This is a genomic window from Streptococcus sp. D7B5 (assembly GCF_029691405.1).
Lineage (GTDB): Bacteria > Bacillota > Bacilli > Lactobacillales > Streptococcaceae > Streptococcus.
Genome location: NZ_CP121467.1, coordinates 145,010 through 165,096, shown reverse-complemented (window position 1 = coordinate 165,096; position 20,087 = coordinate 145,010). Strand labels below are relative to the sequence as shown.

The 20,087-nt window shown below is 40.5% G+C and carries 8 protein-coding genes; all 8 read right to left on the bottom strand.

Annotation, left to right across the window (positions count from 1 at the left end; genetic code table 11):
- Window positions 1-409: 409 nt before the first annotated feature.
- Window positions 410-5,137, bottom strand: a complete 4,728-nt coding sequence (locus P8P68_RS00745; RefSeq protein ID WP_278275988.1) for a glycoside hydrolase family 70 protein — start codon at window positions 5,135-5,137, stop codon at window positions 410-412.
- An 86-nt stretch (window positions 5,138-5,223) separates the two neighbouring features.
- Entirely contained in the window at window positions 5,224-6,087 is an 864-nt protein-coding gene (locus P8P68_RS00740) for an Rgg/GadR/MutR family transcriptional regulator (RefSeq protein WP_000894364.1), read from the bottom strand.
- A gap of 373 nt (window positions 6,088-6,460) precedes the next feature.
- Window positions 6,461-7,015, bottom strand: coding sequence for a DJ-1 family glyoxalase III (locus P8P68_RS00735; RefSeq protein ID WP_278275987.1), 555 nt, complete (start codon window positions 7,013-7,015; stop codon window positions 6,461-6,463).
- A 10-nt stretch (window positions 7,016-7,025) separates the two neighbouring features.
- Window positions 7,026-8,249, bottom strand: coding sequence for an FtsW/RodA/SpoVE family cell cycle protein (locus P8P68_RS00730; protein WP_125441332.1), 1,224 nt, complete (start codon window positions 8,247-8,249; stop codon window positions 7,026-7,028).
- A gap of 5 nt (window positions 8,250-8,254) precedes the next feature.
- Complete coding sequence (locus P8P68_RS00725; RefSeq protein WP_278275986.1) at window positions 8,255-10,747, bottom strand: bifunctional DnaQ family exonuclease/ATP-dependent helicase; 2,493 nt, start codon at window positions 10,745-10,747, stop codon at window positions 8,255-8,257.
- Between the two features lie 196 nt (window positions 10,748-10,943).
- Window positions 10,944-11,795 (bottom strand): NAD(P)H-hydrate dehydratase, encoded by an 852-nt coding sequence (locus P8P68_RS00720; RefSeq protein WP_278275985.1) that lies wholly within the window; start codon window positions 11,793-11,795, stop codon window positions 10,944-10,946.
- Window positions 11,796-11,973: 178 nt separating this feature from the next.
- Complete coding sequence (locus tag P8P68_RS00715) at window positions 11,974-19,080, bottom strand: SIALI-17 repeat-containing surface protein (RefSeq protein WP_278275984.1); 7,107 nt, start codon at window positions 19,078-19,080, stop codon at window positions 11,974-11,976.
- 167 nt (window positions 19,081-19,247) lie between these two features.
- Entirely contained in the window at window positions 19,248-20,069 is an 822-nt protein-coding gene (locus tag P8P68_RS00710) for a phosphate ABC transporter ATPase (RefSeq protein WP_084944424.1), read from the bottom strand.
- Window positions 20,070-20,087 lie beyond the last annotated feature (18 nt).

The window sequence follows — 20,087 nt, the reverse complement described above, 5'->3', positions numbered from 1 at the left end:
TTCGGCTCTATAATTTCTATAGAGTGTAAAACACTAATGCATCTATGGAGCCTTTTTGTGAAGAATAGCTCCTCCATGAATAATCAAGCAAAATCTTTCTTCTCTCAAATGTACAAATTTAAAAATAGAAATTACTAACAACCGCGTCATTATTCGCAAACGAAACGCTTTTGGATTTCCAAACTTTAAAAATAGAATCCTCATTGCTTTGAATACCACATTAGAGAGCAGAAAAAGATTATTCCAATATGGAATCTCTTGTTAATTCATTTCAGTTTCCAATGATTCCATCTTTCTTTTCAATTGTAATTTATTCTCCAAACAGGCAAAAAACGATAACGTCCTTTAAAGGAGTTATCGTTTTTGTATATCATCAGATAAAGTTTGATTTTTATTGAGCTACATTCGATTAGTTTCTTCCGAAGTTTTGACCTCTACCATCGCGGTCAAAATACATCCAACTTCCATCTTCAAGTTGAATCCATTTGCTTCGAGCCATATCCCCTGAATTGGCATCGAAATATCGACTAACTCCATTCACATCAACAACTTTTCCTTTGACTTGCTTGCCATCTTGCGTGAAATAGAGAGTCTGTTGACCAACCTGCTGCAAGCCTGTCACTGCTTTTCCAGCTTGATCAAAATAATACCACTCATTTGGGGAACCTTCGACAAACTTGTCGGTTGCCATCTCTCCTGAGTTAGCATCAAAGTAACGGATACTCTTATCTGAAAGTGTCACGATTTTACCCTTGACTTGCTTGCCATCTTGGTCGAAGTAAAGTGTTTGTTTGTCAATCTTTTGAAGGCCTGTCACTGCTTTACCAGTTTGGTCAAAGTAATACCATTCGTTCTTGGCACCTTCTGCAAACTTGCCGACTGCCATTTCTCCTGAGTCGGCATCAAAGTAACGGATGGATTTATCAGCCAAAGTTACTACTTTACCCTTGACTTGCTTACCATCTTGGTCAAAGTAAAGTGTTTGTTTGCCAATCTTTTGAAGACCTGTCACTGCTTTACCAGTTTTGTCAAAGTAATACCATTCGTTCTTGGCACCTTCAGCAAACTTGCCGACCGCCATTTCTCCTGAGTTGGCATCAAAGTAACGGATACTCTTATCTGAAAGTGTCACGATTTTGCCCTTGACTTGCTTGCCATCTTGGTCAAAGTAAAGTGTTTGTTGACCAATCTTTTGAAGACCTGTCACTGCAACTCCATCTGCTCCGAAATAGTACCAATCACTTGGGTTATCACCTTGAGCAAAACGATTGATAACAGCATTTCCTGAATCCTTGTCAAAGTAACGAAGTTTGCCATCTTTAGCACTCACAATCTTGCCCTTAACCTGATAGCCGTTTTCATCAAAGAATTGCTGTCCATCTCCTATCTTGACAAGACCTCGAGCCATAACGCCCTTGGCATCAAAGTAACGCCAGTTTTGACCATCAGTAGTGTAGTAACGGTTGAGAACTTGGGCACCAGTTTGATCATAGTAGTACTGATTACCATTTTCATCTTCACGGATAGAATCACGAAGTTGAATACCATTCTTCAAGAAATAAACGTGCTTGCCATCAATTTCATGAGCACCTGTTACAAGATAGCCTCGTTTATCGAAGTAATACCAATTTCCATTTTCATCTTGGATAAAGGAATTTTTAGCTTGATAACCACTAGTTGAATAGAACTTAGTACCATTGGCATCACTAACAAATCCTGTGTAAGCATTCTTATTAACTAATTGCTTAGGCAATACTATCTCGCCATTTCTGTTAGTGAGATAGTCGTTGCTAGCCCAGTCTTTAAGAACATAGTAAGCACCACGACCTAAGATATTGGTACCATTGAAGTACTTAGCCGACCACTTGGTAATCTTCTCATCTGTTGTCATCTTTTGACCATTGGAAATCTGTACTCGTTCAAAGATTTCTGGATATTTAGCTTTGAGCTCATCTAAGAAGGCGCCACCGTACTTACCTTGGAAATCAGTTCCATTGGTCTTACTATTAGCTACATAGAGTTTTTCCTTGATTTCTGCACCTTCACGGTAGGTTCCGTAGTTATTGACACGTGTTGCTGTTACCACTTCCTTACCTGGTAGGTTATAGATTTGATCTGGTACCCAGTCCGCGATGGCTTGGATATTGACACTGTGAAGCGCACGGAGAGCATTGAGCAAATCTTTTAAAGAACCATATTTATTGTTCTTACTCATGGCCATATCGTAGCGGTCTTCAAAGGCATAACCATTCTGAATGATAGAATCTAAGAAAGTACCGTCTTGGCTAGATACATACTGAGGTGGTAGCTCAAATGAAGTTACTCCCCATTCCTTGAAGAGGTTGACATTTTTAGCAATGACTTTATTGGTATATTGGTCATCGCGGGTTGCAAAGTCTTGGAAGTTAGAAAATCCTTCGTAAATCAACTGAGAATCAAGAGCTGCGCTAGATTCGTAGACCTGACCACTAGCGTTTTTCTTCTTGCTTGCTGTTGTACGAGCATCCTGATCTGCCTTAGCGCCAACTGGTACCCAAACAGCCAGATATCCAGAAACCTGTACATTGCTATAGCCTGCAATATCATTCATATCAAAGGTTAAAATACCATTAGCATCTGTCTTCTTCCAGAGCGATTGCGGCACTTCTTCGTCAGTTAGATAGCGGGAAATACCATCTTTGGTCGTCAAAAGCACAGGGCGATAGTATTGATTCTTGTGGGCTGCTCCCATATTGACTTGCAGTTTATCCCATTCGTTCAGTTTCAGGTTAGGGTTGTTAGAAGCAATAACAGCCATCCCTTGGGTACGGGTTTCTGCTGTTCCTTCATCTGTTGCTTCATTGGCACCAGTACCGTAGCGAACAGAAGTCAAAATACCATTGTAAGACCATTTATCAGCCTCACGAGGTACACCCATATATGTGACTTTCATGTCTTGTCCACCTGCTACATACTTAATACGAGCACGCAACAAGGCATCGATAGCATCGTGGTAAGGAGATTTTTTCTCCATGTATTGACCATCATCGGTATAGAGGTCACCATAGTAGACCCGAGTGATAGAGTCTTTATTGGAGAGCATGAGAGCATGAGCAGTTGGGATGTTGAACTGCGTATACTTCTTGTCTGCCTTGCGCATATCTTCGTTGTAGATCTTGAAGGCTTGCTTGAGTTCATCCATAGTAAAGGTCAAACCATCCGTATTTGGATTGATATTTTCCCGGATGATGTCGGCAATAACGGTTTGTACTTCACTGTCATGGGCCCGCACAAAGATATAGTTAGCCATTCGTTCGCCATTTTTCTTTTCAGAAGAACGGTCATTTAGACTATTTGTAATCGTTGGCTCTACTCCGCTACGGATAGATAGATTACGCATGAATGAATAAAGCAAGGACAAGCGTAGCTTGTTGTCAATTGCTAGTTGAGCACCTTTAGTATCTTTGTTGTAGTCAGGATCGTTATCAGACCAAGCTTCCAAGATAGACAAATGCTTGATGGCTTCTTCTTCACTTTCTCCCACCTTGTAGCGAGACTTGAAGTAGTCAGATGCGATTTGGAGCAAGTCTGCGTTGACATTGTCCACCGCATCGACACGAACTCCATCAAAATTAGCAGTCGGATCATTGGCTACAATGCTTCCAAAGTTCATCATAAAATGCAACCAGTTGAGTTGTTCGGCCTGAACAGCTGGATTAGAGTTGTCAAAGTCGTTAGCAAGCAAGAACTCATAACCACCGTTTGACTTGTCAATAAAGTACTTAGGTGTCCCTGTTTGACTAGTAGGGGTACGGTTAAGCAGACGGAACTTAGAGTCAGCATGAGAGCTCTTCTCATTATTAGTATAAAGCAAAGCTCCACCCTGCAAGTGGTCCTTTTTAGTACCAGTTGTTTCAGACTCTGACTTGATATTCCAGTTTGGCTGGGTTTTGACAAAGGCACCCATCAGCGTTCTCAACCATTTGGTATCGCCTTCTTTACCAATTTTTTCCTCAATTTTGCGCTGAACCTGCTGAGAAGCACCTGTCAGAAGAGCTTGTTCAACTTTGTTTTCAAAAGCACCTGCTCCCAGACCTTGCTGGTTCATATAGTTGAGGTAATTAATCTGAGTACGTTTATCAGGCCACCAAGCCATCAAAAGAGGACGCAAGTCTGTTTCTGTCGAAGCCGTCCATGTTTTTCCATCTTTTAAGATGAACTTTGGACGATACCAGCTATCTGCTGTCAAATAACCGTCTACAGTTTCAATATCCTTGTCAGTCGTACCATAGAAAGCATTCTTTTGGGAGAATTCATTATTGAGACTGCTGGTTCCTTGTTGGAACTGATATTCATTTGAATCAACTAAGGCACCCGTTTCTGCATCAAAATAAAGTATTCTCCCATTAAGTTCAACTGCAAAGTTCTTTTTAACTGTACCATCGTCCTGAACATAGTAATTTTTACCATCAATGGTCTTGATGTGAGATAGGACATTATCATCGTGGTCAGCATTTACAGGTGCAGGTTGAGCCTGAGCTGCCACCATTCTTTCAGCTACTGCTCCTTGTTTTTGAGCAGGTTCGGGCAAGCGATCTTTCTTTGCAACCTTTGGATTTGCAACAATCTTGTCTTCAACAGCCGTTTTTTCTCGTTTGTTGTCATCTTGCTCTTGGGCAGTTGTTGGCCTTGCTTGTTTATCCTGGTCTGCTACTTCTGTTTTAGGAGTTTCTGTGATTGCATTAGTAGCTTTAACTTCTTCAGCAACAGCAGCCTTTTCTGTAGATGCTTCTTTCGTATCTGCTGGTTTAGCAGGCTCTTGAGCATTGGTTTGAACTGTTGCTTCTGTATTTTCTGCTGGTTTAGCAGGTTTTTCACTAGCAGCAACATCGCCTGTCACCTTGTCTGCAGGGGTTGCTTTTTCTGCTTCTTGCTCAGATGCTATTTTAGCTTGGGCTGGAGTTTGCTGACCCGGATCACTAGTCTGAGCTGTAGCAGGTTCTTGAACCACAACCTGCTTTACATCATCCGCATGGACAACGCCTGGTTCTAGACCAAGTACCTTTGGTGCTACAATAAGGGCCAAGGTAGTCAAAGCAATCGCTACCCAGTTTTTCTTAACTTTATGCATCTTATAATGAATCTTTTTCTCCATCATAAAGCCTCCTTCTGAATTTAGTATAAAGTTATGCTCTTATTCTAGTATATTTTTCAAAATGATCATTTTTTGTTGCACATCTACAACTATGAAAGGCAAATTCTTTCAAACTGTTCTTTAAGCTTTTGGGCAACACCAAAGGAATCTAAAAATTCAAAAAAAGATAGGCATTGCTCGATGTCACTGAGAGCATTAGTATTCCCAACCTTGTAGGCATACAGAGCCCTATGATACTTAATCAGCGTTCGATCATATAGATCTGTTTCAGGAATTTTAGAGTGATCGAGATAATTGAGAAACCTCATAGCAACTAGCAGATGGTTTCCTTCTATACAGACGCTAATGACATTAAGTAGCATCTTGATAATACGGCGGCGATTTTCAGGTAGGTTGTTATAAAACTGGGTACGATTGATCATCTCACTAGCGAAGGTTTCCAGCGTTTCCAAGGTCATCAAATCAACACTGTTTGTAAAGAGCCAGAGTTCATAACGCCCCCACTCCTCAACAGAAAAGAGATGATCCGTCAGAAATTCTATATCCTTCTTGCTAATCTGAAAATCTGGGCAACAGGAAGACAGAAGAGCTCTGACAATGATCGTATTGAGTTTATAGTTTTTCTTCTCAGGAAACTGTTCGGTCAAAGCTTCTGAGCTAGACAAAATATTCTGGAGCTTGACAACATTGTTTTCCTGATATGCATCAGCTACTTTTTTTGAGAACAGCACATCATCTGAATCAATGTAATTATGGTAAACATACTGAAACTCCTCTAGGGAAACAGCCATATTTTTTAAACAACAATAAAAAGAATCAAGTGTGATCCCATTGACTCCCCTTTCAAAACGGGATAGCTGAGCCACGGAAATATCACCAGCAGCCACCTCTTTCAGGGACATTTTTTTTGATTCTCTAATGACTTTGAATATTTTTCCGAAAGTTTCCAACATATCACTCCCCCAGTTTCGTATATGCAAAAAATTCTTACTAATTTTAATATACTAGTAACACGTTTCAATTATATTACAGAGAAAGTACTTTATATTTCAAATTAATACAAGCAGATTAATTCGCATGATAAGATCGTTTAATATAGCATTTATTGAATATTCTATCTTTTTCATGAAACTATTGATTTCAGTAACAATCTGAAGTATTCTATCTAACAACCTGAAAACACTAACATTTCTAGAGATTGATTTCCTTCTTATGCTAGACAAAGCTTGATTGATTTATAAAAGTTTGATATAAAATCGCAAGACAATCATATGAAACATTTTTAGACACGGAGTAAATAAAAAAAACGAGAGCCGAACTCTCGTCTTACTGTTGATTTCCAAAGACATCTCGATAGAGCATGCCGTCTCGTAAACTTTCGGCATCTCCTCCCAATTGCTCTACCAACTCATAGGCAAAGGCAAGGGCAGTTGACGGTCCTCGGCTGGTTGTTAGATTACCATCCACAACCACTGTTTGCTTTTGATAAATTCCGTCAGTAATTTGCTCCTGAATTCCGTCATAACAAGTAAAGTGTTTGTCTTTCAGGACACCTGCTTGATGAAGAACGATTGGGGCTGCACAGATGGCAGCAATATTCTTTCCTGCTTGGTCAAAGGCTTTAATCTGTGAAATGAGGGCTTGATTATCCCGTAGGTGAGCTGAGCCTGGCATACCACCCGGAAGAACGACCAAGTCATAGTCGGACAAATTGCCATCAAAAACACGATCAGCTTTTACCTGAATGCCATGCGATCCTGTCACCTGCTCTTCAAATCCTACCATATCACATGAAATGTTTGCTCGACGCAAGACATCGACTACTGTAAAGGCTTCAATTTCTTCAAAACCCTGGGCTAAGATAACTGCTACATTTATCATAATGGCCTCCTTATTTGATTTGTTTTAGGACGACTTTCTTTCGTTTGAATGGAACTTTTCCACTTTTCTCCTCCGCTAGGTTGGTCTGGTAACTCATAGATAAGAGGAGACCGACACCAATGAGGTTACTAATAATAGCGGAGCCCCCTTGAGAAATAAATGGTAGAGGAATCCCTGTTAAAGGAAGTAAGCCTGTCACGGCACCGATATTTTCAAAGATATGGAAGAGCAACATCATGATAAAACCAGTCGAGATATAGGTGTAGAACTGGTTGTTTGACTTAAGTGTAATCTTCAACATCCGATAAATAAGAAGCAAGTACAGGGCAACCAAAAAGACTGAACCAATAAAGCCAAAATCTTCAGCAATCACCGTAAAAATCATATCACTCTCACGTACTGGAATGAGGAGATTGGACACATTGAAACCTTGTCCAAACAAGCCACCACTTCCAATCGCAATTTGTCCCTGCGCCTGTTGGTATGTCGTTGTTTGCGCAAAGTCAAAGGGATTGAGCCAAGCCAAGATACGGTTAATCTGGTAAGTTGGCATCCCAATCTGATGCAAGAAGGCACGTCCATCCTTGCTTATAAAGATGGCCATAAATCCTACAACTGCAGTCACCCCTGTCGCAAAAACCGGAATGATGATCTTCCACGAAACACCTGAAAGGAGGACCATACCGGAAAAAATAGCTACAAAGACCAAGGCCGTCCCCAAGTCACTTTGTAGGGCTAAGAGGATCAAGACTGGTATGGTAAAGGCGATCATCCAACCAATCAATAAGAAATCCAAGGGAATAGTCCGTCGCCATTCCTTGTGTTTTTGAGTGAATCTTACAATGGCTCGAGCCAACATCAAGATATAGGAAATCTTCATGAATTCCGATGGCTGGAAAAGTGTCGTTCCACCAATCGATACCCAGTTCTTGGCACCTGTTGACGCTACAAGATTTGGATTGTAGAAAACAAGAGGTAGGACCATCAAAGCTAGCCCTAGACCATAAAGATAGGGAGTCACCTTCCATAAAAACTCGGTATTAAAGAACATGACCACAAATCCAATGACAAGCCCCAAGGCAATCCAAGCGATTTGCTGACCTAGAATTGGTAATACATTATTTGGATAGTCATGACTAACTGCTATATAAATGGCCACTACTCCAATCACCAGTAAACAAAACACTGGTAGGAGGAGGCTATAATCGACTCGAGAGTCGAAGGAACGTTTCATATTTTTTACCTTTTCTCTTTCTTGGATTTTTCTTTCATTCTATTGCGACGAGATTGGAGAAAATCAGCTACAGCAGGCTCTAGCTGTTCTCTAGAAAGAACCTGAACAGCCCTTTCTTTTGACAAGGCCTGAGCGATTTGTTTGCCGTAACGCTTGCTGACGACACGACTGTCTAAGATTAGAGCAACCGAACCTTGATTAGATCGTCTAACAGTACGGCCCAGGGCTTGTTTTAGTCGAATGATCGCCATCGGTAACTGATAATCATAGAAAGGATTCTTCCCTTCTTGACGCAGTTCTTGGTTTAATTTTTTGGTTAAAGGCTCTTGGGGGTTTTGGAAAGGCAATCTCGGAATCACTTGAATTACACAAGGATGGGTTGAAAAATCAACCCCTTCCCAGAAACTGCCTGTTCCAAGCAATATCTGGCGTTCACATTTTTCAAAACGTTTTTTCAGTTGGCTTGGTTCCCCATTTTTATACTGAGCTAGATGAGGTTGGTCGAGCAGGTCCGAAACTGCCAGCAACATTTCTTTTGAGGTAAACAAGACCAATAAGGGTTCTTGAAAGGCTTGTAAGCTTCGAATGACAGAAGCCACTTCACTAGCATAGTCAAAAGGCGAAACTTCTGTCACAAGAGGAAAGTCATCGACTAGAAAGACTTCTTGTTGCTCCTGCTTTGCTACATCAAGCCTAACAAGTGGAGCTTCTGGAAAGCCCAATAAATCTGCTAGGGAAACCCGATTACTGATTTCAAGAGTGGCAGATACTCCTAGGAGCCTGCAATCTTCTGGCAATAAGTCTGCTAGTATAAAGCGGCCTTTTTTACTTGAACAAATTAAGACATCCTTGCTCGATTTCTCTGCTGTAGCAAGCCAAAATTCACGGTCCGAGGTGAAAAAGTTTGCAATCTCTCTATACTCTGGGAGAGCTAACTCCGAAAAATGCTGGCGCAACTCTTCAAGAGAATCCAACCACTTTCCATTCTTCAGACCTGACTTATAGTACTCTATCAAGTAACGACATTCAAAGCCGATACTTTCAAGCAAGCGCTTCTGAACCAAATCTTCCTCTGTCTCCAAGGACTTATCAAGCTGGGTTACAAGTTCCTCAAGGCGATAAACCTGCTGGGCTAGATTTTCGAGGGCTAATAGAATTTTTTGAGCTTCATCCAAGATCACCAATCGGTTATCAACAAACTCTGGATTGTCTTCCAAACGAGTGACCAGATAGGCATGATTAGTCAAGAGAACGCGACTGGTCTTGGCCTTCTCCTGCCCTCGTTTCCAAAAATCCTCTGTGGCAAATAAACTTTTCTTTGAAAGCTTGCCATCGTGGACTAGTTCTGGCAGAAAGTGCTGGTAGCGATAAAGCTGCCCGATTTCGTCCAAGTCACCTGTCTCTGTCTCTGTTAGCCAGATAAGCAGTTGCATTTTAAAGCGAGTAAATAGACGATTGGACTCCGGCCGATGGAGGACTTGGTGAAAGGCATCCAATTTCAAGCAATTTTGAGGCCCCTTGAGACTATGAATTTCCAGATGGAAGACCTCTTTTAAGCGCTGACCTTCTTCTTGCATGATTTGATTTTGAAGAATTTTGGTTGGAACACTCACTAGGATACCTGCTTGACTCTCCAAGTTCAAAGCTGGGAGGAGATAGCCGTATGTCTTGCCGAGTCCCGTTTGAGCTTGGATAAAGGAAGTCTGGTGTTCTTCCAATAATTGCTCAACCTTCTCCGCAAAATCCAGCTGCTGTGGACGGTCCTCCAGCCCCAATAAAGAAATATTTTTAGCAAAATCTTTGGATAACTTTCGTGGGACTAAGCCTTTGCTTTCCTTTCTGAGGAAAAGCCCATGAAGTTCCATCAAGTCGGGCGAAGATAAGAGAGATTGTTGCTGATAGACCTCTTCAATCACCAGATAACTTTCATAGAGAAGGTTGTCTGCAAGGTTTAACAAGCTTTCTAAGAGCCCTTTTGGTAACTCAAATAGTTTTTGACGCATGTAAAGCAAGAGTTCAGCTGTTGCCTGAGCATCTGACAGGGCAGTGTGGGCATGTTCCAGCTCAATGCCCAACTCTTGACAAAGGATACCTAAGTTATACTTTTCAAACTGAGGATACAGAACCTGGGCAAGCTCAACTGTATCCACCCGCGGTGTACGCAATTCATATCCTTCAAAAAAGAGGAATTCTGCAAGAAGGTTAGCATCAAACTGTACATTGTGCGCAACAAAAATACCGTCCTTAACCAATTCAAAAATTTTTCCGGCCACCTGAGAAAACTCTGGTGCCGCAGCCAAACGCTGATCGGTCAGACCCGTTAATTCTTTGATATGAGAATCCAAGGGTTCGTGGGGGTTGACATCGGTCGCATACTGATCGATGATTTCACCATTCTCAATCACCACAATGCCTACTTGAATAATTTTTGCCTTGCTTCCAGTGCTGGTCGCCTCTAAATCAACGACCACATACCGATCATTTCTCGCATTCATCATTAAAAATTATATCAAAAAAAGCATGATTTGACACCCCTCAACTTTGATAACAATCTCACTTTAATTGTGAGTTTGACTAAAAATCAAGACCTTAAAAGAGAGAATTTCACGCAAGTTCAGCAGTTGATTGCTGGTTCTGAGGTATTTGAAAACTTTATTAACAAAGCTACATCAACATAAAAAGACAACCAGGGTATTAGCTGCCTTTTTGAGATATTTTTTTCATTGCTTTCGGAAGAGCCTTGCTAATTTCTGTTGGCAAGACAAGGTAGTTTTCTTGAGCAAGTTCTTGCGCGATAGCTGAATGAAGGTGAGTTGCTACCACTACCCTCTCATAGAGGCTGACTTGGTCAAACTGACCTGCAAAACCTGCAATCATACCAGCCAGTGTATCTCCCATTCCACCAGTTGCTTGATAGGGGCCTCCAACCTGTAACTGATAATATTCAGGCTGACCAGCTTGCCAGATACGAGTTGCTGGACCCTTCTCAACTAAAATCGTTCCTTGAGGAAAAGCTGAAAGAGCCCTAGCAGTCGTCTCTGTATTTTGATGGTCAAGAACTATACCAGACAGTCTTTCCCATTCCTTTTGGTGGGGAGTTAGGATGAGCTGACTGGAAGGAAATGGTAACTGGCCGTTTGCTAAGATGCCCAAAGCACCGCCATCTGCAATCAAAATCTGGTCTTTTCTAAGGCTGTCAAAGACCCGTTTTACGAGTTCTTCTCCAAATGCATCCTCTCGCAAACCCGGACCTAACAAGACAACTTCTGCCTTTACTAACTGTTCTTTTAACAATTGCTGGTCTTGAAGAGAAAATGCCATGGCCTCAAGTAAATGACTGTGCAGAGCCGGAATATTCTCCTTATCCGTGCCAACAGTCACCAAACCTGCCCCACTTTTAACAGCTGCAATAGCTGACATGATGATAGCTCCCCCATAGGGATAGGTCCCTCCCAGCAAGAGCAGACGTCCGTAATCTCCCTTATGGCTGTGACAAGGCCGTTCAATAATGACTCTTTCTAATAAAGTTTGATCAATCACTTTCATCGTTATTTTCCTCTCTATTCATTATACTATAAAGTCTATACACCTTGCATCTTGAACATAAATCTATTCGTTCATATAGAAAAAGAGGGGACAAAGCCCCTCTACTCTCCTTTCGTCCAAACACGAAAGTAATCGATTCATTTTTTATCTTCTACTAATCTGGTATTAAATGAACAGACTAATCCTCTTTGCGTTTTGCAGTTAATAAGGCTGCTGACAAGGCCAAGGTAACACCTGCCAAGAAGAGGGCTGTCTCAGATTCTCCCTCACCAGTTTCTGGTAATCTCTTGTCTTCCTTGGCAACTTGAACTGGCACTTCTTGAGTTTGAGCCTTGTCTAATGAACTTAGCTTAAACTCTGGTTTTTCTACTGTCGGTGCTGGTTGGTCACCTACTGTGGCTAGAACACCACGGTACTCTGGAAGTTTATGTTCTAGAGCCATTACAGCATTAACACCACCCTTAAATTCAGGTTTCTCAACGCTTGGTGCTGCTTGATCTCCTACAGTGGCAAGAATTCCTGTGTATTCTGGAACTTCGTTGACTGTTGCTTCTACAAAGTTAGCACCGCCTTTGAATTCTGGAACTTCGTTGACTGGCGTAGGCTCCTCACCCTTACTATTTGAAATAGATGGTTTTACTCCTACCTCAATAATACGATCTTGAGCTTTTCTTTGTTCAGTATGAACAAGAGTTCTAGTAGTTCCTGATACTTGAATATAGTCAACTTTTTCTCCATCTTGTCCTTCAGAAACTACACGACGTTTACCTTGAGCAAGCTCAGGGATTTCACGAATAACTTCTTTAAACGGAAGTGGAGTCTTTTCAATTTCCAAACTTGGAACTTCTGCAACTAAGTTCTTAACGCCTTCTGTCGGTGTTGTTTGGAAGGTAGACTTAAAGTGTAAACGATATTCTTTCACTAGATTCCCATCTTTGGAAACAAGACGAACAAGTGTTGGAAGATTTGTATTTCCATGATCTACAACTGTGACTACTCCGTGTCCACTAGTTGTCGCAGTGACTTTTGGTTTGGATCCCATTGTTGTTAAGGTGTACTCTGTCACATTTGGATCAAAGTTTTCCAATGCTTTTCCATCAATCGAAATAGTCGCTGATGGTGTTTCGACTTCTGCTCCCTTGCCTGCAGAGTAGGCTGTAAATTCTACAAGCGCTAGGCCATTAGTAGTAGCCTTACGAGTCATGCGGGCACGAATAGCTGTCGCTTGAACCGGTTCAAAGTTAAACTCAATTGGTTTACCAGCTACTAATTCTCCAGAAACTTTGTAAGGAATTGGTGCCCAATTTTCTGCCTTGTTGAATGGATGGTCAGCATTTTCTTCATAACGAGAAATCGTACTTGGTTCTGTAAAGGCAGGACCAATATATCTTTCTAGAACCATTTTCTCTGGAGCATCTGTGCCACTATCTTTAAAGAACTGAATGGCTACTTTTCCAATAGATTGAGAAGTAATTTTTCCATCCTTCTTAAAGAGTAATCCAACAGAAGTTTCTTGATTTTTCGGAGTACGAGACCAGTTTGTCCAACGTCCATCTTCATTGTATTTTCCATCATTGATATAGAAAATTCTATCATGTGAAGCTGCTTGTGTATCGTTCGTTGTCGAAGCAAAGGCTTTAGAATCCGTTTCATTGTTGTTTGGATTTTCTGAAATGACTTGATTGCCTTTAGAAACAACTGTCACCTGCATTTTAGTGGTTAGATTTGTACCAATGACATGACCGGTAACTTCAAATGTTCCCTCATGCTCTGTCGCATGTTCAGGAATAGCATCCCACTTCACTGCAAGTTTTTCTGTAGTCCAAGTAGTTGAAGTTGGGTAATAAACGCCTACCTCTGAAGGAAGTTGAAGATTGTCTCCAACATTCAAGATTTTAGCACCATTTTCTGCAGCAAGCGGTTGACTAGTTTCTCTCTCATCATTGCGGAAGATTCGATATTCTTTCAATACCGTACCATCTTCTGCTTTTAAGATGAGACGTGTTGCACCTTTTGGACTAGTTGCAGGCACAACTGTTACCAAACCATTATTGCTAGCTGTTGCAGTGATTTGTTTGCTAGATTGAGGAATATAGTAATCAGTCTTAGATGGATTAAAGTGTTCAAGTTCCTTGCCATCTACCTTGATAGAAATCTCTGAACTTGTAGAGCTTACTACCTTATTTCCAAGGACAGTTAGCTCTGTCAGACCAACACCTGATGTTCCATCAGCCTTCTTCATACGAATACGAACAGCATAAGTTTCTACCTTGTCAAATGTGAAGTGATTTGTTTGAGTTGCAGATAGCTGACCTGGAGCATGCAAGTTCTCAACTGCTTTCCAATTTTCTGGATTATTAAATGGATGATTGCTATCACGCTGAGCATTGCTGACATCACTTGGTAAATCTGGAATTTCTTTACCTACATAATATTCAACTACATATTCTTTTGGAAGACCAATTGCTCCATCAGTATAGAAATCAACTGATAAATTGTTGACAAAACGTTTCGTCAAATCTCCTGAATTACCAAACAAGATAGAAGCCCAGTCATTATCAGTATTTGTTCTCCAAGTAGTCCATCTATTTTTAGCGTCTGTTGGCGTTCTTGACACAGTCAGGTCGTTCAAGGTATTAGCTGAGTCATCTCCTCCTGTATTGGATACAATGGCAGCTGGCAATTGCGAACCTGTCCATTGTTTAGAGATATTATTTCCAGCAACAACTTGACTAGACACTCGAACATGAGCTTTAGTGGTCAGATTGCTACCTACTAAGCGACCATTGATTTCATAGACTCCTTCAGTTTGACTAAAGTTGGCTGGAACCTGATCCCAAACTACATCTTTGTAGATAGTTGTTCCGTTAGAATGGTAAGCACGCACATTGGCTGGCAATTGAACTGTCTCACCCTTAGGAAGAGTAAGGCTGATTTCCTCTGCAACTTGTAAACCTTCAACTGTCACCGTTGCTTGAGCTTCAATGTCTGTGCCTTCTACATGTCCTTTAAGTGTAAAGCTATGATAATGCCCCAATTCTTTTTCATCCACCTTGTCCCAAGTTACAGATACTTTGCGTGGCAAGCCCTTATCAAATTCTGCTCCAACTTCTTTAGGTAGATTCGGTTGCTGATTAATATCTGTAGAAACAGATACAGGATGAAGTTTCACAATCTTCTTGCTGACTTTATTTTCTTTAATCACCACTTCAGTAGTTACAGATTCTGTTTTCTCTGTTTGATTATCGATTCGAGGTTTCAAAGTCACTCTTCCCTTAGTATAGAGCAATAGGTTCTGACCATTCACCTCAAGATACCCACCATCAGATGCCTTAGCTTCTAAGTGAATATCTGATGCTGAAAATTCTGTTTGTGAACCATCCTCATAACTACCAATGACACGATAAGTTAAGACTTGATCTTCTGTAGCAGTTTCTTTTCCTTCTACAACTACTTCCAAACGTTTCAAGGCAGGAGCTTCCTTCACAAACTGAATTAAGTAAGTTTGAACCAAGTCACCCTTTTGGTCGTTCAAGAAGACCGAAGCCTGATAACCATTATCAGCAGAAGCTTGCTGAACAGTTACTTGATATCCGGTAGTCTGAGCTCCAACACTTGGAATTGTTCCAGTGTAAGGAAGGGATACACGGTAATAAGTCTTGCCAGACTCGAAGTTTTCCAGAGCTTTATCCCCAACAGTAAGTCCTGTAATGCTACTTGTTGTTTCCTTACTACTTGCGATAAAGGTTGCAGTTACTTCACGGTCGTCATCTACCAATTTACCAGTAGCCTCCGTACGTCCTCCTTCCTTGGTTAAAGCAGCAGGATCTTTCAAAATCCAAGAAACAACATCTGTATCAATCAAACTACCATCTGTCAGAACAGCTGTGACCGTTTTATCCAAATCAGCTGCAGTTGTACCAACTGGTACTGTAACAACTTTTGGTAACCATCTATCTAAAGCAATCACTTTTACAAGTGCCTCAGCTTTGGTTTCCAAACCTTCTACACGTCCAGATACTTTTTTCTCACCTGCGCTTGTAAGCAAGTCAGCTGGCACGTCCCATGTTACAGTCTTTTCCTCAACACTACCGTCGCTATAAATAGCTGTTACTGTTTGAGGCAATTCAGGATTTTTAGTCACATCAGTTGTTGCTTTTACAGGAGCAAAGGCTACAAAGTGACGGTTTTCTTTCTTACCAGACACAGTTGCGACCGTTGCGCTATCAGAAGTTAAACCAGCAGAATCTGCATAAAGAGTAAATTTACCTTCTTTTTCTGTTGATTTTACAATGACAACCCCTTTACCATTGAAAGCACGTCTTTGCCATGTTCCATCTGCTTGAGCTTTGTAGCGTTCACGACTAGCTTGTTCTCCATTATCTACACCAACGATTTGTCCCTGACCATGAAGATTGAAATGAACAAGATTGTTAGCTGTAGGAACCACATTACCATCGCCATCAACAATTTCATAATGGATGTAGGATAGGTCCTTTCCATCTGCAGTGATAACATGCTCTTCTTTAGTCAGACGAACTCTTGCTGGCTCCCCAGCAGTTGTCACACTATCACGCGCAATTTCGTTGCCATTTTCATCTCGAGCAATCGCAGTCAGTGTGCCTGGTTGGTATTTCACAAGCCACTCAAGATACAATTCACTTGGTTTAGCTCCCTCATGATATGGACGTCCATCTTCTGTCCTTTTCTTAGTAAATTCCTTTTTACCAAGCGACTCTCCATTTAAGAACAATTCGACGCTTGCAGCATTTGAGAAGGTACGAACCGGAACCTTTCCATCAACCAGCATCTTACGATCCTTAAGGGTCTCTTCAGTCCAGTTCCAATGTGGTAAAATGCGAACAGTTGGCTTTTCTTTAGCACTATACCATACACTACGGTAAAGGTAAAAATCATTCTTCGGTAAACCAGCCGTATCGATGATACCAAAGTAAGAACTTTTTACAGGTGTATTATCTTGATTATGCCATGGAGTTGGTTCACCGATGTAGTCAATTCCTGTCCAGATAAATTGTCCAGCATAGCCAGCACGATCACGGTCAAAAGTCCATGATTCAGTAGCTGTTCTTCCCCATCCAACACGGTCATTACCATAGTCAGATTGTTCATAGTGACGATTTGGACGGTTATCATGTCCAAGGATTTGAGCAGGATTGTAATAAGAATCACGCGTTCTAGTAGCTGAAGAAGTTTCAGAACCATAAATGAGCCAGTCTGGATGAGCACTACGAACCGCATCATAAAAACGTTCACCATAGTTCATCCCCACAGCATCCATGATTTCTGCAAGTTTCAAGAAATCACCTGTCGCTGCACGACTAAATTTGTTTTCACCCATGGTGACATAACGTTCAGTATCAATCGCTTTGATAACTGCCTTCAGACGCTTAGCAGTTTCGATAGAACGAGGACTACCATTTGCCTCTTCTACCTCATTTCCAAGAGACCACATGACGATAGACGGGTTGTTCTTATCACGTTCTACCATTGTTCTAAGATCAAAATCAGACCACTTCTCACCCTTTTTAGCTTCAGGATGGGTTGCATCTTGATCAAAGAACCGTCCATAGTCGTAAGTCTTCTTGCCACCATACCAAGTATCAAAAGCTTCCTCTTGAACCAAAAGACCTAAGCTAGCCGCAGCATCAAGCAACTGAGGGCTAGCTGGATTGTGGGTTGTTCGAATAGAGTTAACCCCCATATCTTTCAAGAGTTTTAATTTACGATAAGTAGCCTTATAATTCTCTTCTGCACCCAAGGCTCCATTGTCATGGTGAATACTTACTCCATGGAATTTCATGCGTTCACCATTCAAAGAGAAACCATCCTTAGCAGTCCAATTGAAATAGCGGTAACCAAATGTATCTTCTGTTACATCAACTAGTTGACCTTCTTTATAAACCTTTGTTTTCAGCACATACAGTTGAGGATGATAACTTTTTGTCGTCCAAAGAGTTGGTTTATTAACTAGGATTGTTTGTCTGAAATCTGCAACTTCATTTTCTGCTAAATTCTTCGTTTCAGAGCGCACTAATTCTGAAACAACCTTACCTTCCTTAGTAAAAATTTGTTGTTCCACAAAGACTTTAGCAGCCTTCTTATCCGTATTTTTAATCTTACTTTGAACCTGTGTTTCAACATTCCCTTCTTTTTGCTCAGCAAGTTTTGGAGTAGTGATATGATTACCATTTTCGGCAACATGGACTTTATCACGATAACTAAGGGTTACATCACGATAAATCCCACTTCCTGAATACCAACGACTGCTTGGTTGCTTATTGGTCACTTGAACAGTAATTGAATTTTCACTACCATCCTTGTTTAAAAATTCTGTAATATCATATGAAAAATGATTATAGCCACTTGGATAATGTCCTACAAATTTACCATTTACATAGACCTTTGAATCCATGTAAACCCCATCAAAATTGATACGAACATCCTTATTCTTGTCTGCTTCATTTAATGTGAAAGTCTTACGATACCAAGCTGTTCCACCATTTAACTGGCCACCTTCATTACGTGCGGGAGACTTGTGATCGAAGTCAAAATAAATACTCCAATCATGAGGAAGATTCAATTTAGACCAATCATGAACATCCACATCTTTTTTTGAAAAATCTCCTTGGGCATTTAGTTTAAAATACCAATCTTTATTAAAATCTTGTTTTCGCTCCGATAATAGCTGCTTCTCTTTTTCAACATCCGCTTTACTTGGCTCTTTAGAAAGCGCTTGCGTTTTTTCAGAAGAAGGTTTGCTCTCTGTATCTGCTTTTACCTGGTCGTTTCCGGAAGTTTTTTTAGAATCCTCTTTCAGTTCTGTTCCAGCTGTTGCTGCAGATTCAATAGGCTTTGGATTTGTCTCTTCAGGTTTCTGTTTGTTCTCAGCTTTGTTTCCTTCTTCTTTGTTTGGAGTTTCCACTTTAGGTCTAGCCAATTCATGACTACCCTCATTAGCAGGTCTAGTAGGTTCCGTATCCTTAGTCACTTTGTCTTCTGTCGAATCAGCTTTTGGTTTTACAAACTCACGCCCACCATTCTCATCAGCCTTTGCGATTGCAGCTGCCACATCATCGGGAAGCTTATCTAAAGGCTGAGCTTGATGAACAGTTGTTTCTTCTGTTTGAGTATTGGATGAAGCCACCTCCTCAGCTTGTACAGCTGAAATACCAAATATACTGGCCCCAATCATTACAGATGCTGCACCTATTGCAAATTTACGAATGCTATAATGACAACGTTTATCAAAAAGTCTTTTGTTCATTAAAATCCTCATTTCTTTTTCTTGATACAAAGTAAGCGTTTACTTTATTTTAAAAAATAACCTCCTTCTGAATACACAAACAAGTACCAAGTTCGATAATATATTTTATATATTAAATATATCAAAATACACCTAAAATTGCAATCACTTTCATCGTTTTTCCTCAACTATCCTTTATCTGATTGTTTTAAAACAACTTGATAGACTTTCTTAGTCCACTCTTCTAAGTCTTCTCCAGCATAGTCAAGATAATGCACCCTATCTAGTAATCGACTTGGAATAATATTTTCAAATCGGCTCTTATTATGAGTTGGAATAATGCAAATATACAACTCACTTAATAAATTAAGCATGTCCTTAACTTTTGCAACATGGTAACCATCAAAAATATAACCAGGAACTTTAATCAAATCTGTATAGATAAAATGAAAACTTACTCCAGGAATAAACTTATCTTGTAATTCTTTCTCTGAAGGAGCTCGACCTAATAAACGCTCCATCGCCAATCGATAACCAGAACTTGTATTTGACCATCCTAACATGACATAGTCAAAATAATCTTTCGGATCAGATGCAGCATTTCGACTATCCAAAACCAACTCCTCAGCATCTCGACCAAAGGCTTTCACAGCAGATAAGAGCTGACCTGTTTTAAAAATAGAAATCGCTGCATCTATAGTCGTAGTATGGCTACAGTAGTCTGAAGTCACTAACCTCTTATGTAGATCATAAGTCGAGGCTACTCTTTTATCTGTAGGGGTAAATGGTGGCAGAAAAGGATGCTGACAGATGTAATCTAAAATCTCTTTTTTTAAACAAGAATCAGTACACTCGATACTTGTTTGACGTTTATGAAGTTTTTCGTAAGCTATAAATTTAGCAATTTTTTCTAATTCCCACTCTTGAATATTTGGATAATCAATTAGTGCTAAGTGATATATTCCATCCCATTGCAAACTATATTCTCCATTATAAATTTTTAAAATCATCTAATCACCTCACTCCAT